We start from the raw sequence: 25,785 nt of genomic DNA, 5'->3' as shown, positions 1-25,785 counted from the left end.
ATAGATAAAAAAAAGTTGAGGAACGGGGTTTTTAGAGGGATTTTTACGATATCTGCCGCATTTTGCGGCAGATAAGTTGGATTAAAAACTAACAGCGCCTTCTTCAGCTGAAGATAAATTTTCTCTAACAACTGTATAAAGTTCTCGACCAAAACCTTTATGGGAATCGGTTAAATCGATGGGTGCTGGACTGCGTTTTGCGAGTTCAGCTTCATCAACTAATAGTGTTATTTCACCGGTTTGACCATTGACTCTGATCATATCACCTTGTTCAACTTTGCTTAATAATCCACCGGCATAGGCTTCAGGTGTAACATGAATAGCTGCCGGTACTTTGCCTGATGCGCCAGATAGCCGTCCATCAGTTAATAACGCAACTTTATAGCCGCGATCTTGTAAAACACCCAATGGTGTTATTAATTTATGTAGCTCTGGCATACCGATAGCTTTTGGGCCTTGATAACGAACAACTACAACACAGTCTTTGTTGAGGTTGCCGGCTTTATATTCTGCATCTAAATCATACTGACTATTAAAGACTACTGCAGGTGCTTCGATAATTTGGTGCTCAGCGGTAACTGCAGACGTTTTCATTATCGCTCTCCCTAAATTGCCAGACATCACTTTTAAGCCACCATGAGAGTTGAAAGGTTTTTTTATTGAAGCAATCACATTTTCATCTAAAGATTCTTTAGGACCTTCGCGGAAGATGAGTTTACCATTTTCTAAAATTGGCTCTTTCGTGTAACGGCTCAGTCCATGGCCAACTACAGTTTCAACATCTTCATGTAACAAACCACCGGATAATAATTCTCGGACCAATAATGAAGTTCCACCTGCTGCTTGGAAGTAGTTAATGTCGGCCGGCCCATTAGGGTATATTCGGCTCAATAACGGAACAACTGTTGATAAGTCTGAAATATCGTCCCAATTAATAACAATACCAGCCGCTTTAGCCATAGCGACAATGTGCATAGTCAAATTGGTTGAGCCACCTGTGGCTAAAAGCGCAACTAAACCATTAACAATTACTTTTTCATCCACCATTTTACCAACTGGCATATAATTTCCTGATTGGTTAGTTAAACGAGTGATCTGTCTTGCAGCGGCATTGGTTAGTTCATTGCGTAATGTTGTTTCAGGGTGAACAAAAGCGGCTCCCGGTAAATGTAATCCCATTAATTCAATGACCATTTGGTTACTATTTGCGGTGCCATAAAACGTACAAGTTCCGCTGGTATGGTATGAGGCTGATTCAGATTCTAATAAATCTTCGCGAGAAGCTTTTCCTTCTGAATAAAGTTGACGAATGCGAACTTTCTCTTTATTTGGTAAACCTGAAGGCATCGGTCCAGAAGGCACAAAGATAGCGGGTAAATGCCCAAAAGATAGGGCTCCAATAAATAATCCAGGTAAAATTTTATCGCAAACTCCTAGATACAGTGCGCCATCAAACATATTATGTGATAACCCAACGGCAACAGACATTGCAATTACATCTCGACTCATTAGCGAAATTTCCATACCCGGTTCGCCTTGGGTTACACCATCACACATAGCAGGTACCCCTCCAGCCATTTGACCAACAGCGCCGACTTCATGTAGCACTTTTCGAATTTGTTCTGGATAAAATTCATAAGGTTTATGTGCTGATAACATATCGTTATAAGAACTGATAATACCGATATTACTTTTTAATATATTTTTAAGATCATTTTTCTCATCGAGGCAACAAGCGGCAAAGCCATGAGCTAAGTTACTACAAGGCAAACTTGCTCGGGTAACTTTCTTTAACATAGCATGTTCTATTTTTTGCAGATAAGCTTCACGTGTTGCTTTAGAGCGATTAATAATGCGCTGAGTTACAGCTAAAATAGTGGAATTCACATTAACCTCTTAGATTATATTTATTATAATTTCTGAACTTTTATAAATTTATTCACAATGACATATCGAATTAATAACCTTCATGCTATCTTCAATAACACCATTTAGTGATTGTTCAATATTGATATCATAAACATCTTTTTCATTGGCTGTTGGTTCTTCTAATGCATCAAATTGCGACTGTAGCATTCCTGTTTTTTGATAATGTCCTTGGCGTTTAGCTAAACGTTGGGAAATAACATCAAAGCTTCCTTTTAAATAAATAAAGTGCACATTTTCATTTTCTCCACGAATAATGTCTCGATATTTTTCTTTTAATGCTGAGCAGATAATAATCGAAATATCATTGACATTACTCATTGCAAATGCAGCATTACTAATTAAGTTTAACCAAGGCATCCTGTCGTTATCATTTAGCGGGGTACCGCTGCGCATTTTCAAAATATTGGCTTTGGGATGTAAAAAGTCACCATCTAGAAAAGCGGCATTTAGGTTATCGGCTATTTGTTTTGCAACAACCGATTTACCACTACCTGATACACCCATGAATACGAAAACATGTTTCCTTTGTTGTGTCATTACGTTATTCTCCAAAATAACCTGTTACGGGTAACATTTTGACATTTTAATCCATTATTGCAATTCAAAAAAGTTGATTTTGTGATCTGGATCATACTTTGTTTTGGGTAAAGGTCTTTATCACGATTTGGGATCTCAAGTTTATTTTAAAAAATAGATTTCGATCACAAAAATATAAAATCTTATTTGTTTTTTATTTCGAAAGTATTTAATCTTTCGATATTGTTTTTGTTTTCGAAAGTTATAATTTAAAACGTAATATTAAAAAGATAAAAAATGGAGAGTAAATATGAATAAATGTCAGCTTCTTTTCGAAGACAATCTTAAATTTGACAATGAGTTAGCCTTACTGACTTATTTAAGTCAACAGTTACAAAAAAAAGGGATTGTCAAACAGAGCCATTTGAAAGCTTTACTTGATCGGGAAGCATTATATCCAACCGGTATTTTGCTCGATGGCTATGCGGTGGCTATTCCACATTGTGAAGCTGAACATGCTAACAGTCCTGCGATTTTTATTCTTCGCACCCAATCTCCGGTTTCATTTCAACGTGCAGATGACGATGGCACCGTTGATGTTTCATTGATTATTTCATTGGTAGTGACTTCACCAGCTGATCAACTATCACTGTTGAAAGCACTTTTTACCCATTTACAAGATAAAGAATTTTATCACTTTTTATTAAGTCGTTCGCAAAACGAAGTGGTCGAACGTTTTAATGAAGTGATATTTAATCAATAAGTTGTTTAGGAGGCATTATGAAAAAAAAGATTATTGTTGCATGTGGTGGCGCCGTTGCGACGTCAACTTTAGCAGCAGAAGAAATAAAAGAGCTATGTAATGAAAATAATATTGAGCTCGATTTAGTGCAGTGTCGTATTAATGAAATTAATACCTTTATTGATGATGTCGACCTGATCTGTACGACGGCAAAAATGGATCAAACATTTGGCGATATTCCGATTGTGCATGGTATGCCTTTTGTGTCTGGTGTTGGAATTGAGCAGTTAAAAGCAAAAATATTGTCTATTTTAAAAGGATGAACCTATGTTTACTGAAATTATGCAGTACATCTTAGATTTGGGACCGTCTGTAATGCTACCCATTGTGATTATTCTGTTTTCACTTTCGCTAAGAATGAAAATTGGTGATGCATTAAAAGCCGGGATTCATATTGGGATTGGCTTTGTCGGTATTGGTTTGGTAGTTGGCTTATTAACCAGCTCAGTTGGGCCAGCAGCTCAAGCTATGGCAGAACGATTTGATATCAGTTTGAATGTTGTCGATGTTGGTTGGCCTGGCGCTGCCCCTATGACGTGGGCATCGCAAATTGCGCTGGTTGCCATTCCCATTGCCATTGCAGTAAACATTGCCATGTTACTTTTAAGATTAACCCGTGTTGTTAATGTTGATATTTGGAACATTTGGCATATGACCTTCAGCGGGGCGCTGGTTTATATTGCAACCGGCTCTTACTGGCTAGGTATTGCTGGCGTGGTTGTACATGCAATTATTGCTTATAAATTGGGGGATTGGTTTGCTAAAGATACCAAAGATTTTTTTGAACTTGACGGCATTGCTGTGCCACATGGTACTTCGGCCTATTGTGGACCGATAGCGGTATTTGTTGATGCGGTGATTGAAAAAATACCTGGCATTAGAAAGATTAATTTCAATGCGGTAGATATGCAAAAAAGATTTGGCGCATTTGGCGAGCCAGTCACAGTTGGTCTATTTATGGGGATTTTATTAGGCGTATTAGCCGGTTATGGTGTTAAACAGACTTTGCAACTTGCGATTCAAACCGCAGCGGTAATGCTATTAATGCCAAGAGTAATTAAACCTATCATGGACGGTTTAACCCCAATATCTAAACAAGCACGTAAACATCTTCAATCAAAATTTGGTGGGCAAGACTTCCTTATCGGTTTAGATCCGGCACTATTGTTAGGTCATTCAACTGTTGTTTCTGCCAGCTTAATTTTTATCCCGTTAAGTATTTTTATTGCCATTGTGCTGCCCGGTAATGAAGTTCTTCCTTTTGGTGACTTAGCAACTATCGGCTTTTTTATCGCAATGGGTGTGGCGATTCATCAAGGCAATCTGTTTAGGATTATTATTTCCGGTTCAATCATTATTGCTATTACCTTATGGATTGCAACGCAAATGGTGCCACTAACCACTCAGCTTGCCGTCAATGCCGGTACTATTACTGCTGGTAATGGCATCTCGGTTGGTGCGATGGATCAAGGTGGTTCGCCAATTACTTATATCTTAGTTCAACTGGTTAATTTAAAACAACCGATCGGGTTTGCCTGCATTGGTCTCTTTTACCTGTTTTGCCTATTTTTGACCTGGCAACGCGCGCAAAAATACAAATTGTTATTAAAACAGCAATATGTAGAAGGTGCAAATAGCGTAAATGAGCAATAAAAAAGCCATTTTTTAAATCCATTAAGTAACGTTCACTGTTAAACCAGTGGACGTTAGAACAGCAACCTATTTGATTATTAACATAGGAAAATAATATGAAAGCAGTCGTTGTTAATGATGAGGGGACTTTATCTGTAGAAGATATTGAGATGCCCAAAATCACTTCACCAGATCAAATTCTGGTGAAAGTGGCGTATTGCGGGTTATGTGGTTCTGATATTCCACGCATTTTTCATCATGGTGCACATTTTTACCCAATCACACTTGGTCATGAATTTAGTGGCACGGTTGTCGAAATGGGCAGCGATGTGACAGAGTTTGAGATTGGTGATCTGATCTCTTGTGTACCTTTATTGCCTTGTTTTAAATGTGATGAGTGTCAAAAACATTACTATTCACTTTGTAAACATTACACCTTCGTTGGCTCAAGAATTACTGGTGGATTGGCGCAGTATATCGTCATAAATAAGAGAAACGCCTTTAAGTTACCGAAAAGTGTTAGCCCTATCGAAGGGGCATTTTTTGAGCCAATGACTGTAGGGATGCATGCACTGTTATTGGCTGACGGTTGTCAAAATAAGAATGTGGTGATTGTTGGTGGCGGTACCATTGGTTTGCTTGCTATGCAGTGCGCCAAAGCGATGGGAGCTAAATTTGTTGCGGTATTAGATATTAATCAAGAGCGTTTAGAACTGGCTAAAAAGCTAGGTGCTGATGCGGTTTATCACTCTAAAAATATGACAGCTTCGGCGATCTATGAAGCACTGATGCCACATCGATTTGATCAGGTGGTATTAGAAACCGCCGGCACACCAGCGACAGTAAGCTTAGCCATTGAAATAGCTGGCGCTAGAGCCAAAGTCGGTTTGATTGGCACATTGCATCATGATGTGACTCTTTCAGAAAAAACATTCGGGATGATTTTACGAAAAGAGCTTGAGATCTTAGGAAGCTGGATGAATTACTCTGCACCATGGCCTGGCAAAGAGTGGCAACTCGTTAGTCAGTTTTTTGTTGACGGTAAAATCAGGTTAGATGAGCTAATTGCAGGGGTGGGTGATTTTAATGAATTTACTCAACAAGTTAGTGCATTAAACGGTCATCCAATGAACGGTAAAATTTTATTAAATTGCATTTAATTATCTGATTTAGATCAGCTATTAAAAATGAGCGCTTATCTTTTGATTTTGTTTGTTATACACTGCTGAAGAATTTTCGAAAAAGGAAATATTATGAATGCAAGTGAAAGACGTCAACAAATAGTCGAACTTATTAATGCGAAAGGAACTGTTTTGGTTAGTGATTTATCAGGACAATATGATGTTTCGGAAGTGACAATCAGAACAGATCTTCGTTTGCTGGAAAAACAAGGTGTTTTGACTCGATTCCATGGCGGGGCAACCAAAATCATGAGTAAAGGCGATTTAAAATCATTTAAAGAATTGCAATTAGAAGAACGTTATCAGCGTTTTATAGAGGCTAAAAAACGTATTGCAATTGAAGCAGTTAAACATGTCAAAGAGGGTGATACCATTATTTTAGATAGTGGTAGTACTACAATGTTGATAGCTGAAGAGTTAGTAAAACTCAAGCATATCACTGTCATTACCAACAGCCTTACTTCTGCATTTATTTTGTCGGACAACAGTGACATTATGTTATTTATGTGTGGTGGTACGCTGAGGCATAAGACTCGTTCTTTTCATGGAAAAATTGCTGAGCAATCGTTAGACGGCATTTCTGCTGATATTTTGTTTGTTGGTGCAGATGGAATAGATGCAAAAAGAGGAATAACAACGTTTAACGAAGGCTACACTATCAGTAGTGTGATGGCTAATGCGGCAAGGCAGGTTATTGCAGTTTTAGATTCATCAAAATTTGGACGAAATGGCATTAATATCGTATTACCACTTAATAAACTAAGTACCATTATTACCGATACTGATGTCGATAACAGTTATAAACAACAATTTGAAGAAAAAGGCATTGATTTTATAGCTGTTTAAATTTTGACTGGTGATTGTGTATCTTTTTGAATAAAGCTTAAAAGATTTTTTAGCTAAATAGTTGATTTTATATAGTTAACGTAATAATGACAATGGATTGTTGTTGGCTATTTTGTTGATTAATATTATTAAACTAATTTAATTGTTTAAGCTTGTTATTTCTCCCAACGATATGATTTTGCAATCAATATGTAGGCGAGAATATGATATTAACAATTACCATGAATCCTTCTGTGGATATCTCTTATCCACTCAATACACTCCATATTAATGACATTAATCGTGTTACAAATGTTAAAAAAACCGCCGGTGGTAAAGGGCTAAATGTCACACGAGGTGTGAAATTTTCGGGCATCAATGTGTTAGCCTCAGGTATTGTTGGCGGTACAACCGGCCAGTATATTCAAAAACAGTTAGATAGTGACAATATCCATTACCATTTTTATGTTACTAAACATGAATCACGTAATTGTATTGCGATATTACATGAAGGTAATCAAACCGAAATTCTAGAATCTGGGCCAACACTCGAACAAAAAGAGGTGGATGCCTTTTTAGCGCACTATCAAACGTTAGTGGATAAAGCCAAGGTAATGACCATTTCAGGATCTCTACCACAAGGTTTCCCGGTTGATTTTTATGCCACATTAATTCAAATCGCCAATAAAAAAGCCATTCCTGTTTTACTAGATTCCTCCGGCAAAATGTTATTAGCTACGTTGGTCTCTGAACATAAACCTTACTTAATTAAGCCGAATAAAGATGAATTACAACAAATAATTCAGATGGATATTGATGTTAATGATACTGCTTCGTTGATTAAGGCGGTTGATCATCCACTGCTGAATGCAATCCCTTTTATCATCATTTCACTGGGTAAAAATGGAGCTTTTGCTCGTTGTCATCAGCAATATTATCAAGTTTCAATTCCTAAAATTGATGTTGTCAATCCGGTTGGGTCTGGCGATGTGACGTTAGCGGGTCTTGCAGTAAGCATTCATGAAAACGAATCGATAGAAACCATGCTCAAAAGGGCGATGACTATGGGCATGTTAAATGCCATGGAATCGCAAACCGGCTTTGTGAATATGCACAATTATGATGATTATTTCCAACAAGTTATTGTTAACCAAATTTATTAAATATTAATTAAGGAGTTATTATGTATCTTATTTCAAGTCAAGAGATGTTAAAAAAAGCGCAACGTGAAAATTATGCTGTTCCGGCATTTAATATTCACAACCTTGAAACAATTCAAGTTGTGGTTGATACCGCAAAACAGTTGCAGTCTCCGGTTATATTAGCCGCGACCCCCGGCACTTATCGTTATGCCGGCACAGAGTATTTAATCAACATTTGTAAAACAGCGGCCCAAATTAAACATTTCCCGTTTGCTTTGCATCTTGATCACCATGAAGATGTCGATGATATTCAAGCCAAAATTGCCGGCGGTATTCGCTCGGTTATGATCGATGCTTCACATCATCCCTTTGAAGAAAATATTGACATTGTGCGTAAAATGGTCGAATTTAGTCATAAATTTAATGCCAGTGTTGAAGCTGAATTAGGGCGTCTGGGTGGACAAGAAGACGATCTTGTTGTGGATGATAAAGACAGCGCCTTTACTGATCCGGATGCGGCAAGGGAATATGTCGAGCGAACAGGCATCGATTCTTTAGCGGTGGCAATTGGATCGGCTCATGGTATGTATAAAGGTGAGCCTAAATTGGATTTTGATCGATTAGCCAAAATACGCGATAAAGTTGCGATTCCTCTGGTGTTGCATGGCGCTTCGGGAATACCTGAAGCAATGGTGAAAAAATCGATTTCATTAGGTATCTGTAAAGTGAATGTGGCAACTGAATTAAAAATTGCTTTTTCAGATGCGTTGAAACAATACTTTCAAGCTCAACCGGATGCTAACGATCCAAGGCACTACATGCAACCGGCTAAATTGGCAATGGCGAAAATTGTGGAAGATAAAATTCGTATTTGTGGAAGTGCAGGTAAACTATAATATGAAAGCTAAAGGTATTTTGTTTGATTTAGATGGTACTTTGGTGAACTCTCTACCAGCAGTTGAGCGCTGCTGGTTGAAATTTGCTCAACGGCATCATTTAGATGCCACTAAGGTATTAACAACCATTCATGGGCGTAAAGCTATCGATAATATTAAGCTGTTTTTACCTGATCAGCCCACTAGTTTGATTGAGCAAGAATATCATTGGATGGAGCAATTAGAGTCAAATGATGTACAAGGGATTGATGAAATACCGGGCGCAAGCGATTTTCTGCAGCTATTATCATCAATGAATATCCCTTGGGGGATTGTCACTTCCGGCACTAAAATTGTGGCTGAAGCAAGATTTAGTTTGCTACAGGTTGCTAAACCGTCGGTATTTATCACCGGCGAAATGGTGGCTAACACCAAACCAGCTCCAGACGGCTATTTGCAAGGCGCAAAACTGTTAGATTTAGCAGCCAGTTCGTGTATTGTTTTTGAAGATTCCGCTGCGGGCATTGAGTCAGCACATAAGGCTAATTGTCAGGTGATTGGTGTCAATACGTCTAATTTGATTAATCATCATGCTCAGCTAACTATCGATAACTTTAATGATCTGATTGTTGAAAAAATCACAGGTAGCGATCAATTCATTATTAATAAAAAAACGTTTTGCTAATAGGATAACACCCGGCAACCTGCTTTTGCTCCACACAAGCGCAATCTATTTAACCGTCTTTAGATTGAAAGCATACAAAATTTAGCATAAATTTATGCATACTTTCAATCAGATAAAGGTTATTGCGTTGCCTTACTCATCGCTTGTTTAAAGGTTGAAAAAGTACAAAAGCCCTGCATGTTAATTGGGAAATTCCCCATTTCTAACGTCACTTTAGGTGGTGGGTTTCGCCGGTTTAATTTGGTTAAATGACGAATTTGAACGGTGGATTGATAAAAATAGTCAATTTTCATCATCACTGGTCGCTTGGAATAATAGTAAAGAAGAAAGTTATTGAACCGCGGAAGCGTTTCAATAACTTATGTATGAATAAATTAATTAATTTGCGTTTGATTGTCTGGTTTTTTCAAGCGATTAACAAACATCATCACGATAAAAGCAATAACGGTTAAATAAATAATGAATATTCCATATGTTGATAACATATCGACAAATGAACGTCCTCGTATACCTATATCGCGGAAAAAGCGGAAGAGCCAAACTAATGGAAATGCGTGGCTGACATAAAATGCCCAGATTGGCATAATGCCTACCGCCATGGTTGAGCCACCCATAATGAATCCAGGTGGAACAAGGAAAATCATTCTGCTAGCACCTTCACCTGGATGATTGGTATTCCAAGATAATAAGAAGCCTAACCAGCCAAAAGCGAGTCCAGTCATAAATACACTAGGTACAAAAACAAAGTAATTACCATCAAAACGTAATTGTCCAAATAAAACCAGTATTGCAGTAATTAAAGTTAAAGCAGTGGTATAAAATAGGGCATAAGGCACGGTTCTCGCTAATAGTGGTACAAAACCACGTTCTATTACGGTATTCCACATCCCCATTGTTTTTAATCGGCCAATTATCATTAATGATGTTAATCCATACGTTAATGACGAGAAGAAGTAAACGAAATAGATTATAGTGGATATTGTTGATGAACTAGATGGATTAAACATGGTCCTAGTTTTCAATTGCATTGGTGATAAGGTTGCTTCAGTTGCTTCTCTTCCAAGTCCTAATGCTGCAACTTTACCAACGCTCAATTCAGCACCTGATTCAGGGATGATTTCATTAAGACTTTGCATTACCTTGGCATTTTGTGCGTCATTTGAATCATCAGCAAAATAACCTAACTTAACGGTTTGATCCCCTTTTTTTAGAGACTTTTCAAGTCCTTTAGGAATATATAACACTCCTAAATTACGGTCGTGTGATACTAATGTAATTGGATTTATTGGTGAGCGAATTACTTCTGTTATTTCAATAAATGGTGAAGTATTTACTTTACTGATTAATTCAGCTGAGTAATTGGAACCATCAAGATCAATAACAGCAATTTTTCCTTCAAAAACTGAACCATGGCTTAGCACAATTGAAAAAACAAGTGATACGATAGCAGCTAAACCTAAGCACACTTTATAATATGGAATGAAGTGGCCTGATAACATAGCATCAAGCTCTTCAAGCATAGATTTAATGATGTTTTGCATCATTGATCAACCTCAATTGTCATACCAGTTAATAAATGCGGTATAGGTTCTATATAAATTCTGACTTGATAAGATGTTAAATCTGCCTGTCCTCGTTCTCGAGTCATTCGTAAATCAGCAAATGAAGGCGCCGCTGTTGCAAAACGGACAGTACCTTTTACTGTTTTGTCCAGGGCAATCACATTAGCTTTTACTTTAGTTTCAGGTTGATAATCATTAACCATTTTTTCGTTAACATAGATGTCAACATACTTACGGTCTGTTTCTAACAATACTGCTGGTGCGCCAGCAGGCACCATTTCACCATCTTCAAACATTAGTTTTAGTACTTTTCCATCTTCTGGTGCAACTAATGTAAGGCGGCTATAATTTACTTTTAGTTGTTTTAAATCAGCTTCGGCTTGTGCGAGTTGAGCACGGATTTGAGCAAGTTGATTTTGGCGATTTTGCAGTTTTTGTCTAGCAATAGTAATCGACTGCAATGTCATTCCCGTTGCATTTCTAGTTTGTTCAAACTGGGTGATTTGCTCAGGTGATGCACCAATCATCAATGTTGATAATTGACTTTCAATCTGTACAACTTGCATTTTTGAATTAATGTAGGCATTGCGTGCAGCATCAAGTTGTGATTGTGAAGTACCTCCAGTTTTTCTTAATTGAGTATGACGTTGAAATTCAGTATTAGCTAAGTCTCGAGAAGATATTGCAGCCTCTAAGTTTGCTTTAACTTCTTCTATTTTCCGCCATGTTGATAATTCATTGAGGTTAGTTTCATTTTCAGTGATTTCGATTGCTGCTTGTTCTTGATTAACTGCGGCTGTTTGACTATCAACTAGCGCTTGTAAGCGATCTATTGATAGCTGCGTATCAGTATCTTCAAGTTGCATTAATGGATCGCCTTTTTTTACAAATTGTGATTCTTGGACAAACCGTTTAATGACTTTGCCACCTACATTTTGAAATGCAACATTGATTTCATCAGCAGTTAATACGCCTGATTTGATACTTTTAGCAACAGTTACTGCATCGTTCCTTGAACCAAGACAAATCAATGTTGATCCAATTAGAAGTAGCAATAAAAATATAGCAGGAATTTTAATGTTTTTTGGTAAATCTAAGTTTAGTTTATTTTTCATTTATTTAGTCAGCTAAGTATATTGTTAAAATATCATGATTTTTAGTGATTAAAAGCAATTATTTACGTAATAATTTACGTAACATTGCAATTAAAGATTCCTGCTCTTGTGCATTTAAAACCTGAGCAAAAGCACGAATCGATTTTAAGTGATTAGGTAGCGCTTTTTGTATAAGATTTACACCAGTTGTGGTGAGCCTGATTAGTCGAGAACGACCATCTTCCCCACTTTTCGTCATCGATATTAAAGGATCTTGCGCAGCTAACATCCGTTTAACCATTACTGAGACAGTTGCAGGAGTGACGCCAACTTTCAATGCTAGCTCGCTAGCGCAGGTTTCACCTTCACTATACAATGACATTAGCAATGCAAATTTTCCTTCAGAAACATCATAATCTTTTGCAAGTTGTGCATAAATATTAGAACGAATTAAATCGGCAGTAGTAATTAAACTTAGGACCAGATCAACGCCTGAAACCTCGATAATTTCATCATTAAAACTTTGTGCTTTTGCTAAAGTTTCGCGCGAAGGAAGTATTCTTGAGTTGTAATTCAATTGCTTTACCTAATTTATTTAGTCGGCTAATTATACTGGTTTGTCCTAAATTGGCAATTGTTTTTTTACTTTAGTTTGAGAGGTTGATCTCATTAATTTGTTAATTTTCATTGATATTTAGTTAGTCAAAAATGATAACTTATTGTTTTAAAGCTTATTATTTAATCTACTACTAAAGTGGTAATCCTTGAGGGTAATTATATTCTATTTAAAGTTCCTTAAAATATCGTATAGATAAAAATTAAATAATTGAATTAAAAATAAATTTGGAGCTTTTTATGAGTAAAACCAATCTCGTTATTATAGGCAATGGGATGGTTGGACATCGTTTTGTCGAAGAAATTATCGAAAAAATGCAGTCTGATAATTTTAAAATTACCATCTTTTGCCAAGAACCAAGAGTAGCTTACGATCGTGTTCATCTTTCTTCCTATTTTTCAGGCCATACTGCAGAAGCACTGTCTTTAGTTCGGGAAGGCTTGTACCAAGAAAATGATATTAATATTTTACTTAATGAACGGGTTATTTTGATTAATCGCCAACGTAAAGAGGTGCATTCACAAACTGGGCGTATTGTTTCTTATGATAAGTTGATTATTGCAACGGGCTCTTATCCATGGGTTCCTCCAATTAAAGGTGCTGAAGGGGCGAATTGTTTTGTTTATCGTACCATTGAAGATCTCGATGCGATTCGTGATTGTGCTAGTAATTGTAAAATAGGTGCAGTTGTCGGTGGAGGTTTACTTGGACTTGAAGCTGCTGGTGCATTGAAAAACTTAGGTGTTGAAACTCATGTTGTCGAATTTGCTCCAGTCTTAATGTCAGAGCAACTTGATGCAATGGGTGGTGATCAACTGCGTAGAAAAATCGAAGAGATGGGAGTTGGAGTTCATACAAGCAAAAATACTCAAGAAATTATTCATACCCCATCAGGTAAAGTTATGCAATTTTCTGATGGTTCATCACTTGAAATTGATTTTATTGTTTTTTCAACTGGCATCCGTCCCAATGACCAATTAGCTAAAGCGTGTGAATTAGATATTGGACCTAGAGGAGGTATCGTTATTAACGATTATTGTCAAACTTCAGATCCGGATATTTATGCCATAGGTGAATGCGCCTGTTGGCAAGGTAAAGTTTACGGTTTAGTTGCACCTGGTTACAAAATGGCACAAGTTGCCTTAGCACATTTAATCGGTGAAAGCGCTAAATTTGAAGGTGCCGATATGAGTGCTAAACTCAAATTAATGGGTGTCGACGTTGGTAGTATTGGTGATGCAAAGGCTAAAACAATAGCTAGCAGAAGCTATGTTTATTTAGATGAAAGTGTACCAGTTTATAAAAAGTTAGTGGTATCTAATGATAATAAAAAACTATTAGGTGCTGTTTTAGTTGGTGATACATCTGATTATAGTAACTTGCTGCAACTGATGCTTAATGATATGGATTTACCTGAACATCCTGATTCTCTAATTTTACCATCACATGCAGGTGCTAAGCCTGCATTAGGCGCTGACGCATTACCTGATAGTGCACAAATATGTTCTTGTTTTGATGTGACAAAGGCAAAAATTGTTCAAGCTATTCATGCTGGTTGTCATACTGTTGCTGCAATTAAAGCTGAAACTAAAGCGGGTAGTGGTTGTGGTGGTTGTATACCACTAGTAACGCAAATCCTTAATTTGGAATTAGCGAAACAAGGTATTGAAGTAAGCCATGCACTTTGTGAGCATTTTAAATATTCTCGGCAAGAGCTTTTTCACTTAATTCGTGTTGAAGGATTAACTTCCTTTGATGAAGTGATAAAAAAACATGGTACCGGCTATGGCTGTGAAGTTTGTAAACCAACAGTTGGCTCTATATTAGCTTCATGTTGGAATAATTATATTCTTAAACCAGATCTTGTACCGTTACAAGATAGTAATGATATCTTTTTAGGTAATATTCAAAAAAATGGTACTTATTCAATTATTCCTCGTAGTGCTGGTGGTGAAATTACTCCAGAAGGATTGATTGCGGTTGGTCAGATTGCTAAGAAATACAATCTCTATTCAAAAATTACTGGTTCACAACGTATAGCGTTGTTTGGTGCGCAAAAAGATGATCTTCCTGCTATCTGGAAAGAGCTGATTGATGCTGGTTTTGAGAGTGGTCACGCTTACGCTAAGGCATTACGTATGGCAAAAACTTGCGTAGGTAGCACTTGGTGTCGGTTTGGGGTAGGAGATAGTGTTAGTTTAGGTGTCGAATTAGAAAACCGCTATAAAGGTATTCGAGCGCCTCATAAATTCAAACTTGGTGTTTCAGGTTGTACCCGTGAATGTGCCGAAGCTCAGGGTAAGGATATTGGCGTTATTGCAACTGAAAAAGGTTGGAATCTTTATGTTTGTGGTAATGGTGGTATGAAACCTCGTCATGCCGATCTTTTAGCTGCTGATTTAGATCGAGAAACCCTTATTCGCTACTTAGACCGTTTCCTTATGTTCTATATTCGTACAGCGGATAAATTACAACGGACTTCTGTCTGGTTTGAAAACCTTGAGGGGGGGATCGAATATTTGCGTAGTGTCATTATTGATGACAAATTAGGTATCAATGACGAACTTGAAAAAGAGATGGCTCGCATTCGTAAGCTTTTTGTTTGTGAATGGAAAGAAACTGTTAATAATCCAGAAGCACAAATCCGGTTTGCTCATTTTATTAATAGTCCTAAACGAGACGATAATGTTCAGTTTGTACCTGAGCGACAACAACATCGTCCCGCCACCCTTGAAGAACGTCAAGTTATGTCAGGAGAGTAGATTATGAGTCAATGGGTAACTATCTGTAAAATTGAAGATATTTTTCCTGAAACAGGAGTTTGTGCTTTAGTTGGTAAAGAGCATGTCGCTGTTTTTCGTCCTTTTCATTCTGACGAGCTTTATGCGATTAGTAATATTGATCCTTTTGCTAATGCTAGTGTGCTTTCTAGGGGTATTATTTGTGAGCATCAAAATGAATTATGGGTTGCTAGTCCTTTGAAAAAACAACGCTTTCGTTTAAAAGATGGTTATTGTTTTGAAGATGCAAGTTATTCCATCGCACACTATGAGGTCAAAATTGATAATGATGGATTTGTTAAAGTTAAATTTAACTAATAAATAAAAATAGGAATAATAAATGTATACAGAAACAATTAATAAATGTGCTGTTAATGCAGCACGTATTGTTAAATTAGCTAAAACCAATCCTATAGGGTTTTGGCTAAGTTCTGCTATGGCAGGTGCTTATGTTGGTCTGGGTATCATATTAATTTTTACGCTGGGTAATTTGCTTGATGCATCAGTTAGACCTTTAGTTATGGGAGCAACATTTGGAATTGCATTAACTTTAGTTGTTATAGCAGGCTCGGAGTTATTTACTGGGCATACCATGTTTTTAACATTTGGTGTTCAAGCTAAAAAGATTACACACTTTCAAATGTGGTGGGTATTACCACAAACATGGCTAGGCAATTTACTGGGATCTATTTTTGTTGCTGCTTTATTTTATTGGGCGGCAAGCCCATTATTGGCAACAGATACTTCCCTTATACATACTGCGGCATTAGCAAAAACATCCACTCCCGCAATGGCTCTATTTTTTCGTGGAATTTTATGTAATTGGTTAGTTTGTTTAGCTATTTGGATGGCAAATCGAGTTGAAGGTTCAGCCAAATTTATTGCTATATGGTGGTGTTTATTGGCATTTATTGCTTGTGGGTATGAGCATAGTGTTGCTAATATGACGTTATTTTCTCTTTCTTGGTTTGGAAATCATACTGATGCCTATACTTTAGGTGGTATTGGGCATAACTTGTTATGGGTTTCATTGGGTAATTTAGTATCTGGAGCACTGTTTATGGGCTTAGGATATTGGTTTTCAACACCTAAAGCAGATCGACCTTAATCATTATTGAATAAGGTTGTAATTGTTTAGCTTACTGTTTTTAAGAATTATTGGATTATTAACAGTAAATTTTTTAGATCAATAAGATATTAATGGTTGTTTTTAAAGTCTATGGATTATTTACCTTTATTTTGTAAATTAGAAAACCGTGATTGCTTATTAGTTGGTGGTGGGGAAATAGCCGAGCGTAAAGCTCGGTTATTGCTTGAAGCTGGCGCAAATTTAACTGTCAATGCTCTCGAATTTACTCAGCAATTTGTCTGTTGGCAAGAACAAAAACAATTGGTTTTAATACAAGGTGAATTTGATACACAACTACTCGATAATAAATGGTTAGTTATTGCCGCAACAGATTGTCAACAAACCAATCAGCAAGTCAGTATAGAATCAGAAAAGCGACGTATTTTTTGTAATATCGTTGATTCACCTAAAGGTGCTAGTTTTATTATGCCTTCTATTATTGATCGCTCTCCAATAATGGTTGCGATATCTTCAGAAGGTCATGCTCCTGTATTGGCACGGTTATTACGTGAAAAACTAGAAGCGATTTTACCGCAAAATATTGGCAAACTAGCGAAATATGCTGGTTATTTGCGTAATAAAGTAAAAGCAACTTATCAAAGCATGACTGAACGAAGAAGATTCTGGGAAAAGCTATTTACACATGATAGGTTAGCTCAAGCTATAGCTAATAATGATTCAGAAAAAGTTGAAATGTTAACTAATGAATTATTTGAAGAGCCCGTTGATTATCGAGGTGAAGTGGTTTTAGTTGGTGCCGGTCCGGGTGACCCAGGGTTGTTGACATTAAAAGCTCTTCAACAAATTCAACAAGCCGATATTATTGTTTATGATCGATTAGTATCCGATGAAATAATGAATTTAGCTCGACGAGATGCTCAGCGAATTTTTGTCGGTAAGCGGCCTGGTTTTCATTGTGTGCCACAAGAACAAATTAACCAAATATTACTTGAGCAAGCCCAAAAAGGGTTGCGAGTGGTAAGACTTAAAGGTGGTGACCCCTTCATTTTTGGTCGAGGCGGAGAGGAGCTTGAAACACTATTTGATGCTAATATTCCTTTTTCGTTAGTACCAGGAATTACAGCTGCTTCAGGATGCTCAGCTTATAGTGGAATACCATTAACTCATCGTGATTATGCTCATAGTGTTCGTTTAATTACGGGTCATTTGAAAGATGGCACTCATTTGGATTGGCAAAGTTTAGCTGCTGAAAAACAGACTCTCGTTTTTTATATGGGGTTATCACAAGCAGAAAATATTAAAACACAATTAATTAAACATGGTATGGATAGTAATATACCTGTGGCTATAGTAGAAGAAGGTACAAAAGCCAATCAGAAAGTTGTAGAGGGATTATTATGTGATCTTACTCAACTTGCATTACATGCTTGTAGTCCTAGTTTAATTATTATTGGACGTGTAGTTGCATTACGCAAAAAGTTAAATTGGTTTTCTAAACTTTAATGTTAGATAAAGTGAAGAATGGCATAATTAGTACTAGCTATTCTTTACTTTGTAAATACCATACAGTCATTTCCATTCTAGATTTAAAATTTAGTTTTTTAAATATACTTTTTATATGGACTTTTACTGTGTTTTCGACAATATCTAACTCTTTCGCTATTAATTTATTTGATAATCCTTGAACTAATAAATTAAATATTTCTCGTTCTCTTGGTGTGAGTAAATTAATATTATGGGACTGGCTTGTAGTCGTGCCTCCACCATGACGCATATAATCAAGAATAATAGGTGAAATTGCTTCATCCATGGTGATTTTGCCTTCAGAAATATCTATTAATGCTTTCAGAAGGTTTTCCGGTTCCATATCTTTTAATAAATAGCCATCAGCACCGGTTTTGATAGCAGTAATGATATCTTCTTTTGCATCTGATACAGTAAATATAATGATTCGAGCAGAAATATTTTTTTCTCGTAAATAACGCAAGATTTCTAATCCATTCACATCATTCATATTGATATCTAATAAAATAATGTCTGGATCAAGTGTTTCTGCAAGCATAACCCCTTCTAAGCCAGAGCCTGTTTCACCGATAACCTCAAAATTATTGATTGTTTTTATAAGCTGCTTAACCCCATTTCTTAACATGGGATGATCATCAATAAGTAATATTGAACTTTTAACTTGTTCCATTTGTTATTCTTCTATCATTTTAAATGGGATCATTGTAGTTGCTTTAAACGTTATTACAATCTCAGTACCTAGATTAGGCTTACTATTAATGGTTAAATTTCCATTTAATATTCCAACTCTATCACGCATAATTATTAATCCATAATGATTATCTTGATTAGCATTATTTTGTAAACCAATACCATTATCTTTTATGCTGACAGTAATAATCTGGTTATCATCAATAGTTAAACTTATTTTAACTTGTGTTGCATTAGCATGTTTATAAATATTATTTAAAGATTCGCGTACACATTGCAATAGATGGAATGCATATTTGCTCTTAATGACATTGAGAGGTAGTTGATATTCAGCTTGTATTTTAAATTTCAATTTTTGATTAAATTCTTCGATCAATTCCATTAAGCTGGCATAAAAACCGGTTTGATTAAGTCGTAAACGAAAAGAAGTTATTAATTCTCTTAATTGAGAATAAGTAATATTAACTTCTGTACGCATAATAGCTAGCAAATCACTACTTGTTTGTGAGGTTAAATCTGGTTGCATTTGTAAGCAACTAAGATGAATTTTTAAACAAGAAAGAGATTGTGCTATAGAGTCATGTAACTCTCTGGCCATTGCTGAGCGCTCTTTCATTAATAGATATTGTTTTTGTTGTTCTATTTGCCTATCAAGCATTAGTGCTGTCGTCATTTGCTCGACTAAGGCTGTAATTAAATTTTCTTGTTCTGCACTTAGATGCATTGTTGATGGTTGTAGAGCAAATAAAATACCAAATTTTTCACCTTTTTCTTGAAGATACCAATAACGTTGAAATCCATTTTCTTGATAAGATTTTGATGGAATAAGGCAAGCGTTACATTCTGAATTTTGGCAATAAGGTAGTCTTTGTTGGTTGGCATAGCTGATTTGTTGATAATGTTCTATATTATCCGACTCATAAAAACGAATTTGAAACTGTGTTAATGGCACTAATTCCTCAAGCTGGCGGAGTATAATTAAAAAGCGTTCACATAATGGATCTGATGTGTGCAGTTGTTTTATAGCTTGATACTGAAACGACAATATTTTATTGATTTGTTGTAATTCGGCAGTTTTTTCTGTGACACGTTCTTCTAATAATTGGTACTGCAATTCAATTTGTTCTGCCATTTCATTGAAGGCTTGCCCCAATAAATCAAATTCGTTCTTTTTACTTTTCTTACTGTTAAATCGTTGGCTAAAGTTATGTTGCGAAATAGATTCAGCCATATTAATTAATTTGCGCCAAGGCGCAAGAAGATAACGACGTAAATAGTAAATTTGCGCAAGAAGAAATAGAACAATAAGAATGATAAAAACAAATTGCAATTGTGATATATAATGGATTTGATTTTCTGTTTTTTGATCAATTTGATGGACTAATTTATCGGTCTGAGTTACAAACTTATCAATTTCATTTTTTATTTCATCTATACTGTTTGCTTGTTTAATTTTGGGGACAATATCAGTTATCCATTGAGACTGTAATTGGTTAAGCTCATCAATTAAATGGTAACGTTCAAATAATTTTAATTGCTCAGAAGACGGAATATCATTAAAAATATTAAGTCGATCATAGTCCTTTTTTTCAATCGGGATCATGGCTAAAAATTGATAGCTTTTCATCCTAATTAAACCCAATTGGTTTATCATATAAGCACTGCCTTTAGTATCATTAGCTACTTGTATTGATAAAAACAAAGCTAATAACGCCATGGCACCTAAAGAAAACATTAAAAGTGTTAAACGATTTAAAATAGATGCACTGTAGCGAAATTTTCTTTTTAGCATATCGATACTCAATATTTTTGTGTTAAATATTGTTTAAATAAATAATAATTTAGCTCTATTGTATCGTGAAAACCGTTGATCAAAGATCTTTTTTATGACTTTTTGCGATCTTTTATTAAACAGCGCTTGCAACAAGCATAAATTTTGCGTAAAATTCACGCCCTATAAGATTAATCAATGCAGACATATATGTTAAATCAGGAATCGTCTGCTTTTTATTGCGGAGTTAAGTATGTACGCAGTTTTCCAAAGTGGTGGTAAACAACACCGAGTTAGCGAAGGACAAGTCGTTCGCTTGGAAAAAATTGAAGTCGAAACAGGTGCAGAAGTTGTTTTCGATAAAGTTTTAATGGTAGCAAATGGTGAAGACATCAAAGTTGGTGCTCCGTTTGTTGAAGGTGCAACAGTTAAAGCAGAGATTGTTGAGCACGGTCGTGGCGAGAAAGTGAAAATTGTTAAATTCCGTCGTCGTAAACACTATCGTAAACAACAAGGTCACCGTCAGTGGTTCACTGATGTGAAGATCACTGCAATCGCTTAATAGGAGTATCGAACAATGGCACATAAGAAGGCTGGTGGTTCATCACGTAATGGTCGTGATTCCCAGAGTAAACGTTTAGGTGTTAAACGTTATGGTTCTCAAGAAGTTCTTGCTGGTAATATTTTAGTTCGTCAACGTGGAACTCAATTCCACCCAGGTACTAATGTAGGTTGTGGTCGTGATCATACCCTATTCGCGTTAGTTGATGGACAAGTTAAGTTTGAAGTTAAAGGACCTAAAAACCGCCGTTATGTTAGTGTAGTTGCTAACAGCTAATAAACCAGCGGTTCATAAGTTATAGAAGCCTCACAGTTATTGTGGGGCTTTTTTCATTTCTTGAAATTTATATAAATTAATTCATTATGATAAAACAGCAAAATGTTAAATTAGGTTTTGCGCTAGCCATGTTGACGTCAGTGATGTGGGGACTCGTGCCAATTGCTATGAAATATGCATTAGTTGTTATTGATCCATTAACGTTAGCTTGGTCACGCTTAAGTATATCAGCAGTAGGTATAACGCTTTGGTTGGCTTATAAAAAACAATTTCCTAATTTGATGATGTTTAAAAAACGACGCCGTTTTATTCTATTAATGATTGCCGGATTTGGTTTACTAGGTAATTTTGCGCTTTTTGCTACAGCTGTTCAGTATTTATCTGCAACTACAGCTCAAGTTGTTGGACAAACTGGCATTGTCATATTTATGATTTCTAGTGCTTTTATTTTCAAAGAGAAATTAAGACCAACACAAATTATTGGTATTACTATATTGTTAATTGGTTTAGCGCTATTTTTTAATGAAAATCTAGCAGATCTCTTTGCCAATATGTCTTCATATGGTATAGGTGTGTGGCTGGCCTTATTAGCCTCTATATCATGGGCATGTTATGCATTAGCGCAAAAAGTATTATTAAGAAAATTAAGAGCAGAGCAGCTACTTTGGTTGATTTATCTTATATGTAGTATCTTTTTATGGCCTCTAGCATCGCCGACTAAAATTGCTAATGCTGATTTTAGTCAATTGTTTGCAATTATTTTTTGTGGTTTAAATACCATTATTGCTTATGGTGCTTTAGTTATGGCAATGGAGCGTTGGCAAGCTGCGCAAGTAAGTGCTATAACAACACTGACACCACTTTTTGCACTGATTTTCTCAGATTTATTTGCTTTACTATGGCCAGAAAAGTTTGTAATGCAATATTTAAATATTATAGGTTATATTGGCGCGGTATCTGTTGTAGCAGGTGCAATGTTTGCAACAGTTGGACATCATTTATGGCAACCTAGAAAGGGCTGGCTGATTAACCGAAAAAAGAGGACAAATAATGAAATTTGTAGATGAAGCTTCAATTCGAGTGGAAGCTGGTGACGGTGGCAATGGTTGTGTTGGTTTCCGTCGTGAAAAATATATACCTAAAGGTGGTCCTGATGGTGGCGATGGTGGAGATGGTGGCGATGTATTTTTTATTGCCGATGAAAATCTAAACACACTCGTGGATTTTCAATTTGAAAAGAACTATCGCGCTGAACGTGGTCAAAATGGACAAGGTTCTGATTGTACCGGCAAGCGAGGTAAAGATATTACCGTTAAAGTACCTGTTGGGACTCGTATCACTGACAAATATACTGGTGAAATTATTGGTGATCTAACTCATCATCAACAAAAAGTCCTTGTGGCTAAAGGTGGTTTTCATGGGCTTGGTAACGCACGTTTTAAATCATCAGTGAATCGCGCACCAAGACAAAAGACTGATGGTACGCCGGGTGAAAAACGTGATGTGCTACTAGAACTTTTACTATTAGCTGATGTTGGTATGTTAGGTTTGCCTAATGCAGGTAAATCAACGTTTATTCGTTCAGTTTCAGCAGCAAAACCGAAAGTCGCTGATTATCCATTTACAACTTTAGTACCTAGTTTAGGGGTAGTTAGAATGGATAATGAGCAGAGTTTTGTTGTTGCTGATATTCCAGGGTTGATTGAAGGAGCATCGGATGGCGCAGGACTTGGTATTCGTTTTTTAAAACACTTAGAACGCTGTAGGATTTTAGTTCATCTAATTGATATTGCACCAATTGATGAATCAGATCCAATTGAAAATGCTAAAGTTATTATTCAAGAACTTCACCAATATAGTGAAAAATTAGCCAATAAACCTCGCTTGTTAGTTTTCAATAAAATGGATGTATTGGGTGAAGAAGAAAGTGCCAAATGTGCAGCAGAAATTGCAAAAGCACTCGACTGGAATGATAAATATTATGTGATTTCAGCAGTTAATCATGAAGGGGTAAAAGCTTTATGTTGGGATCTAATGGACTACATGAATGCGCATCCTCGTGAAGCAGAAGAAGCAGAAACGGCAGCAGAAAAAGTTGAATTTATGTGGGATGATTATCACCAACAAGCGATGGATGAGGCTTTTGATGACGATGATTTTGATGATTGGGATGACAGTGACGAAGAAGGGGTTGAATTTATCTATCAAAAATAGTAATAACCTAAAATAAGTTAAACTTATCACTTCAAATTATCAACTAAAAAATCACCATTACAAAAATACAGGGTGACATAGCCCTGTATTCCTCTCTATTATTCTAAAGCTAACACAATGATTTCATATTAAAAAAAATTGGTGGTTTACATTTTTCTTTTATTTTTTGAAAAAAGTCAAAAAAAACGCTTGCTTTTAATAATGAGAATTATTATCATTAAGGTGTACTTGATTAGAGCGTCGCAAGACTTCTGAAAAAGTATGACATTGCTCACATTGCTTCCAATGTTTGCCAGCCTAGCGCAACTATGCTGGCTTTTTTATTTTAAAGCGATTAAAAATACGATGTTTTGATAACTAATTGATCATCAATGACCATTTTCCATTGACCGTCCTCAAAATAAGGAGGCTTACTTACTTTGAATAAAGAATTTAAACCTAAAACCCCTACTTTAAAATCATCACCAATAAATTCTTGTATCGGCCCTTCAACGCTTTTAGTTACCCCATCTTTTTTATAATTGTAAATAACTTTGGCGTCTTTAGTGATAGTTATCACCATATATTCACCTTGCCATTTGCCAATATAGTTACTTTTTTCTGAAGGAATTGCATCAAGTCCGCCACATGCAGTTATAAAGATAGCAAGTATTAGAAATAAATAAACATGTTTTATTTTTTTTAATAATTTCATTTTTTTATTCCTTATATATTTAAAATTTATTTTTTAGTTATTGATGGTATCAAATAAAATAAGTAATGCTGCACTGCCGCCAAATTCTTTCGGTGCTTGATGAAAACAAATGATATTAGGATGCTGGGCTAACCACATTGGGGTTTGTTTTTTTAATATGTTTTTACCGTGCCCATACATGATGCAAGCGCAATTGGCATTTTCTTTTAAACAAACGGCGATTAATGCTGCTATTTCTTTTTTCGCTTCTTGCAGAGTTAATCCATGTAAATCTAAAAAGAATTCAGGTGCATAAAATCCACGTCGTAATTTTTTCAATTCATTAGGATCTGAGTTTTCACGACTATAACGAATCGGATCTTCTTGTAATAGAGGTTGGTAATCATCAGAAAAGTAAAATTCATTATTTACTTTTTCATGTTGAATTTTTTGATTTTCTATTAGCTTTTGAGATCGTTTTTGAGGTTTATGAATCACAGTATCTTGTTTGAGCTGTTTGGTTTTACCAATACTATTTTTAAACAAGTCTATGTCTTCATGATCTAATATAAATTTATTCGACATTGATTCTCACTCTGGATAAACTTTTTCTTTAAATTCACACAAATCTTCAATAACACAAGATCCACAACGAGGTTTTCTAGCAATACACGTATATCTACCATGTAATATTAACCAATGGTGACAATTTATTTTGTACTCCTTTGGTACCACTTTCAGTAACTTCTCTTCAACTGCTTCAACGGTTTTACCTAGAGCAAAACCAGTTCGATTACTTACCCTAAATATATGTGTATCGACCGCAATAGTTGGCCAGCCGAAAGCTGTATTTAACACAACGTTGGCTGTTTTTCTACCCACACCAGGTAGCGCAATTAATGAATCAAAGTTTTCGGGGACTTGTCCTTGATATTTATCAACCAAAATCTGACAAGTTTTAATAATGTTTTCAGCTTTACTATTATATAAACCTATTGTGCGAATATAATCTTTTAATTTATCGACGCCTAACGCTAAAATTTGCTCTGCAGTGTTTGCAATCGCAAATAACGGTTTTGTAGCTTTATTAACACTAACATCTGTAGCTTGGGCTGAAAGCACAACGGCAATAAGTAGCTCGAACGGTGTTTGATACACCAATTCTGTTGTAGGATCTTTAATATGATCTTTTAGTCTTTCTAAAATTTGTATTCGTGTTGATTGTTTCACAATATATTATAAACATAAGATGGTTAATTAATATTATATACTTTTATTTTAGATTTAACCGTAGGATCTATTGAGTTTTTATAAAAGTTAAGACTATTAAAAATCTATCTATTGGA

At 35.9% G+C, this 25,785-nt stretch carries 27 protein-coding genes; 16 read left to right on the top strand and 11 right to left on the bottom strand.

Going from position 1 to position 25,785, the window contains the following annotated elements:
* Positions 1-81: 81 nt before the first annotated feature.
* Positions 82-1,887: a phosphogluconate dehydratase gene (gene edd, locus J3U24_RS05895; protein WP_267337340.1), complete on the bottom strand. Its 1,806-nt coding sequence runs from the start codon at positions 1,885-1,887 to the stop codon at positions 82-84.
* Between the two features lie 48 nt (positions 1,888-1,935).
* A complete protein-coding gene (locus J3U24_RS05890) occupies positions 1,936-2,466 on the bottom strand; it encodes a gluconokinase, GntK/IdnK-type (protein WP_267337341.1) in 531 nt (176 codons plus the stop codon).
* Positions 2,467-2,755: 289 nt separating this feature from the next.
* Between J3U24_RS05890 and gatA the strand changes: the two genes are divergently transcribed.
* The 8 genes from gatA to J3U24_RS05850 all read left to right on the top strand — a co-directional run bounded on the left by gatA (position 2,756) and on the right by J3U24_RS05850 (position 9,587).
* Positions 2,756-3,208 (top strand): PTS galactitol transporter subunit IIA, encoded by a 453-nt coding sequence (gene gatA / locus J3U24_RS05885; protein ID WP_065734969.1) that lies wholly within the window; start codon positions 2,756-2,758, stop codon positions 3,206-3,208.
* A 17-nt stretch (positions 3,209-3,225) separates the two neighbouring features.
* On the top strand, positions 3,226-3,510 hold the full coding sequence (gene gatB / locus J3U24_RS05880; RefSeq protein ID WP_065734968.1) for a PTS galactitol transporter subunit IIB: 285 nt from the start codon (positions 3,226-3,228) through the stop codon (positions 3,508-3,510).
* Between the two features lie 4 nt (positions 3,511-3,514).
* Positions 3,515-4,900: a PTS galactitol transporter subunit IIC gene (locus tag J3U24_RS05875; RefSeq protein ID WP_267332086.1), complete on the top strand. Its 1,386-nt coding sequence runs from the start codon at positions 3,515-3,517 to the stop codon at positions 4,898-4,900.
* Positions 4,901-4,995: 95 nt separating this feature from the next.
* Entirely contained in the window at positions 4,996-6,039 is a 1,044-nt protein-coding gene (locus J3U24_RS05870) for an alcohol dehydrogenase catalytic domain-containing protein (RefSeq protein ID WP_267337342.1), read from the top strand.
* Between the two features lie 93 nt (positions 6,040-6,132).
* Positions 6,133-6,906 (top strand): DeoR/GlpR family DNA-binding transcription regulator, encoded by a 774-nt coding sequence (locus tag J3U24_RS05865; RefSeq protein ID WP_065734965.1) that lies wholly within the window; start codon positions 6,133-6,135, stop codon positions 6,904-6,906.
* Between the two features lie 203 nt (positions 6,907-7,109).
* The gene (lacC, locus tag J3U24_RS05860; protein WP_220225301.1) at positions 7,110-8,048 is read left to right on the top strand and encodes a tagatose-6-phosphate kinase; all 939 of its coding nucleotides are present in this window, start codon (positions 7,110-7,112) and stop codon (positions 8,046-8,048) included.
* Positions 8,049-8,068: 20 nt separating this feature from the next.
* Positions 8,069-8,923: a tagatose bisphosphate family class II aldolase gene (locus J3U24_RS05855; RefSeq protein WP_220225300.1), complete on the top strand. Its 855-nt coding sequence runs from the start codon at positions 8,069-8,071 to the stop codon at positions 8,921-8,923.
* Position 8,924: 1 nt separating this feature from the next.
* A complete protein-coding gene (locus J3U24_RS05850) occupies positions 8,925-9,587 on the top strand; it encodes an HAD-IA family hydrolase (protein ID WP_267337343.1) in 663 nt (220 codons plus the stop codon).
* Between the two features lie 119 nt (positions 9,588-9,706).
* Here J3U24_RS05850 and J3U24_RS05845 read toward each other — a convergent pair whose 3' ends face one another.
* The 4 genes from J3U24_RS05845 to J3U24_RS05830 all read right to left on the bottom strand — a co-directional run bounded on the left by J3U24_RS05845 (position 9,707) and on the right by J3U24_RS05830 (position 12,820).
* Positions 9,707-9,883 (bottom strand): hypothetical protein, encoded by a 177-nt coding sequence (locus tag J3U24_RS05845; RefSeq protein ID WP_267337344.1) that lies wholly within the window; start codon positions 9,881-9,883, stop codon positions 9,707-9,709.
* Positions 9,884-9,961: 78 nt separating this feature from the next.
* A complete protein-coding gene (locus J3U24_RS05840) occupies positions 9,962-11,131 on the bottom strand; it encodes an ABC transporter permease (protein ID WP_267337345.1) in 1,170 nt (389 codons plus the stop codon).
* The gene (locus tag J3U24_RS05835) at positions 11,128-12,264 is read right to left on the bottom strand and encodes an HlyD family secretion protein (RefSeq protein WP_267330559.1); all 1,137 of its coding nucleotides are present in this window, start codon (positions 12,262-12,264) and stop codon (positions 11,128-11,130) included. Before J3U24_RS05835 ends, J3U24_RS05840 begins: the two co-directional genes overlap by 4 nt.
* A gap of 58 nt (positions 12,265-12,322) precedes the next feature.
* Entirely contained in the window at positions 12,323-12,820 is a 498-nt protein-coding gene (locus J3U24_RS05830; protein WP_065562925.1) for a MarR family winged helix-turn-helix transcriptional regulator, read from the bottom strand.
* A gap of 278 nt (positions 12,821-13,098) precedes the next feature.
* Here J3U24_RS05830 and nirB point away from each other — a divergent pair, with 278 nt between their 5' ends.
* From nirB to cysG, 4 genes are all read left to right on the top strand, one after another.
* Complete coding sequence (gene nirB / locus J3U24_RS05825) at positions 13,099-15,621, top strand: nitrite reductase large subunit NirB (protein ID WP_267337346.1); 2,523 nt, start codon at positions 13,099-13,101, stop codon at positions 15,619-15,621.
* Positions 15,622-15,624: 3 nt separating this feature from the next.
* On the top strand, positions 15,625-15,957 hold the full coding sequence (gene nirD, locus J3U24_RS05820; RefSeq protein WP_267337347.1) for a nitrite reductase small subunit NirD: 333 nt from the start codon (positions 15,625-15,627) through the stop codon (positions 15,955-15,957).
* Positions 15,958-15,979: 22 nt separating this feature from the next.
* Entirely contained in the window at positions 15,980-16,747 is a 768-nt protein-coding gene (gene nirC / locus J3U24_RS05815; protein WP_065562922.1) for a nitrite transporter NirC, read from the top strand.
* A 111-nt stretch (positions 16,748-16,858) separates the two neighbouring features.
* The gene (cysG, locus tag J3U24_RS05810; protein ID WP_065562921.1) at positions 16,859-18,232 is read left to right on the top strand and encodes a siroheme synthase CysG; all 1,374 of its coding nucleotides are present in this window, start codon (positions 16,859-16,861) and stop codon (positions 18,230-18,232) included.
* A gap of 37 nt (positions 18,233-18,269) precedes the next feature.
* Here the strand turns inward: cysG and narL are convergent, their stop codons facing one another.
* Both narL and narX read right to left on the bottom strand, forming a co-directional pair.
* Positions 18,270-18,923: a two-component system response regulator NarL gene (gene narL / locus J3U24_RS05805; protein WP_065562920.1), complete on the bottom strand. Its 654-nt coding sequence runs from the start codon at positions 18,921-18,923 to the stop codon at positions 18,270-18,272.
* 3 nt (positions 18,924-18,926) lie between these two features.
* Positions 18,927-20,735 carry a nitrate/nitrite two-component system sensor histidine kinase NarX gene (narX, locus tag J3U24_RS05800; protein WP_267330561.1) on the bottom strand — a complete coding sequence of 603 codons (1,809 nt, stop codon included), beginning with the start codon at positions 20,733-20,735 and terminating at the stop codon, positions 18,927-18,929.
* Positions 20,736-20,967: 232 nt separating this feature from the next.
* Here narX and rplU point away from each other — a divergent pair, with 232 nt between their 5' ends.
* The 4 genes from rplU to cgtA all read left to right on the top strand — a co-directional run bounded on the left by rplU (position 20,968) and on the right by cgtA (position 23,766).
* On the top strand, positions 20,968-21,276 hold the full coding sequence (rplU, locus tag J3U24_RS05795) for a 50S ribosomal protein L21 (RefSeq protein WP_065562918.1): 309 nt from the start codon (positions 20,968-20,970) through the stop codon (positions 21,274-21,276).
* Positions 21,277-21,291: 15 nt separating this feature from the next.
* Positions 21,292-21,552 carry a 50S ribosomal protein L27 gene (rpmA, locus tag J3U24_RS05790; protein WP_034883716.1) on the top strand — a complete coding sequence of 87 codons (261 nt, stop codon included), beginning with the start codon at positions 21,292-21,294 and terminating at the stop codon, positions 21,550-21,552.
* Between the two features lie 86 nt (positions 21,553-21,638).
* Complete coding sequence (locus tag J3U24_RS05785) at positions 21,639-22,619, top strand: DMT family transporter (protein ID WP_065562917.1); 981 nt, start codon at positions 21,639-21,641, stop codon at positions 22,617-22,619.
* Positions 22,603-23,766 (top strand): Obg family GTPase CgtA, encoded by a 1,164-nt coding sequence (cgtA, locus tag J3U24_RS05780; protein WP_065734956.1) that lies wholly within the window; start codon positions 22,603-22,605, stop codon positions 23,764-23,766. Before J3U24_RS05785 ends, cgtA begins: the two co-directional genes overlap by 17 nt.
* Positions 23,767-24,100: 334 nt before the next feature.
* Here cgtA and J3U24_RS05775 read toward each other — a convergent pair whose 3' ends face one another.
* Genes J3U24_RS05775 through nth form a run of 3 tightly spaced genes read right to left on the bottom strand, consistent with a single transcriptional unit; the run spans position 24,101 to position 25,669 of the window.
* Positions 24,101-24,460 (bottom strand): hypothetical protein, encoded by a 360-nt coding sequence (locus J3U24_RS05775; RefSeq protein ID WP_065562915.1) that lies wholly within the window; start codon positions 24,458-24,460, stop codon positions 24,101-24,103.
* Positions 24,461-24,493: 33 nt separating this feature from the next.
* On the bottom strand, positions 24,494-25,024 hold the full coding sequence (gene smrB / locus J3U24_RS05770) for an endonuclease SmrB (protein WP_065562914.1): 531 nt from the start codon (positions 25,022-25,024) through the stop codon (positions 24,494-24,496).
* Between the two features lie 6 nt (positions 25,025-25,030).
* On the bottom strand, positions 25,031-25,669 hold the full coding sequence (nth, locus tag J3U24_RS05765) for an endonuclease III (RefSeq protein ID WP_267337348.1): 639 nt from the start codon (positions 25,667-25,669) through the stop codon (positions 25,031-25,033).
* Positions 25,670-25,785 lie beyond the last annotated feature (116 nt).

This window comes from Gilliamella sp. B2785, assembly GCF_026537005.1.
Lineage (GTDB): Bacteria > Pseudomonadota > Gammaproteobacteria > Enterobacterales > Orbaceae > Gilliamella > Gilliamella apicola_E.
The sequence above is the reverse complement of the archived record's forward strand: the minus strand, read 5'-3'. Positions and strand labels throughout refer to the sequence as shown.

Bases quoted from the DNA above. Each gene is read 5' to 3' on its own strand.
- nirD (WP_267337347.1), top strand. From the start codon at position 15,625: ATGAGTCAATGGGTAACTATCTGTAAAATTGAAGATATTTTTCCTGAA.
- J3U24_RS05890 (WP_267337341.1), bottom strand. From the start codon at position 2,466: ATGACACAACAAAGGAAACATGTTTTCGTATTCATGGGTGTATCAGGT.
- J3U24_RS05850 (WP_267337343.1), top strand. From the start codon at position 8,925: ATGAAAGCTAAAGGTATTTTGTTTGATTTAGATGGTACTTTGGTGAAC.
- J3U24_RS05875 (WP_267332086.1), top strand. From the start codon at position 3,515: ATGTTTACTGAAATTATGCAGTACATCTTAGATTTGGGACCGTCTGTA.
- J3U24_RS05840 (WP_267337345.1), bottom strand. From the start codon at position 11,131: ATGATGCAAAACATCATTAAATCTATGCTTGAAGAGCTTGATGCTATG.
- rplU (WP_065562918.1), top strand. From the start codon at position 20,968: ATGTACGCAGTTTTCCAAAGTGGTGGTAAACAACACCGAGTTAGCGAA.
- J3U24_RS05835 (WP_267330559.1), bottom strand. From the start codon at position 12,264: ATGAAAAATAAACTAAACTTAGATTTACCAAAAAACATTAAAATTCCT.
- rpmA (WP_034883716.1), top strand. From the start codon at position 21,292: ATGGCACATAAGAAGGCTGGTGGTTCATCACGTAATGGTCGTGATTCC.
- narX (WP_267330561.1), bottom strand. From the start codon at position 20,735: ATGCTAAAAAGAAAATTTCGCTACAGTGCATCTATTTTAAATCGTTTA.
- J3U24_RS05845 (WP_267337344.1), bottom strand. From the start codon at position 9,883: ATGATGAAAATTGACTATTTTTATCAATCCACCGTTCAAATTCGTCAT.
- J3U24_RS05785 (WP_065562917.1), top strand. From the start codon at position 21,639: ATGATAAAACAGCAAAATGTTAAATTAGGTTTTGCGCTAGCCATGTTG.
- J3U24_RS05855 (WP_220225300.1), top strand. From the start codon at position 8,069: ATGTATCTTATTTCAAGTCAAGAGATGTTAAAAAAAGCGCAACGTGAA.
- cysG (WP_065562921.1), top strand. From the start codon at position 16,859: ATGGATTATTTACCTTTATTTTGTAAATTAGAAAACCGTGATTGCTTA.
- lacC (WP_220225301.1), top strand. From the start codon at position 7,110: ATGATATTAACAATTACCATGAATCCTTCTGTGGATATCTCTTATCCA.
- J3U24_RS05775 (WP_065562915.1), bottom strand. From the start codon at position 24,460: ATGAAATTATTAAAAAAAATAAAACATGTTTATTTATTTCTAATACTT.
- nirB (WP_267337346.1), top strand. From the start codon at position 13,099: ATGAGTAAAACCAATCTCGTTATTATAGGCAATGGGATGGTTGGACAT.
- smrB (WP_065562914.1), bottom strand. From the start codon at position 25,024: ATGTCGAATAAATTTATATTAGATCATGAAGACATAGACTTGTTTAAA.
- gatB (WP_065734968.1), top strand. From the start codon at position 3,226: ATGAAAAAAAAGATTATTGTTGCATGTGGTGGCGCCGTTGCGACGTCA.
- J3U24_RS05870 (WP_267337342.1), top strand. From the start codon at position 4,996: ATGAAAGCAGTCGTTGTTAATGATGAGGGGACTTTATCTGTAGAAGAT.
- narL (WP_065562920.1), bottom strand. From the start codon at position 18,923: ATGGAACAAGTTAAAAGTTCAATATTACTTATTGATGATCATCCCATG.
- J3U24_RS05865 (WP_065734965.1), top strand. From the start codon at position 6,133: ATGAATGCAAGTGAAAGACGTCAACAAATAGTCGAACTTATTAATGCG.
- nirC (WP_065562922.1), top strand. From the start codon at position 15,980: ATGTATACAGAAACAATTAATAAATGTGCTGTTAATGCAGCACGTATT.
- gatA (WP_065734969.1), top strand. From the start codon at position 2,756: ATGAATAAATGTCAGCTTCTTTTCGAAGACAATCTTAAATTTGACAAT.
- cgtA (WP_065734956.1), top strand. From the start codon at position 22,603: ATGAAATTTGTAGATGAAGCTTCAATTCGAGTGGAAGCTGGTGACGGT.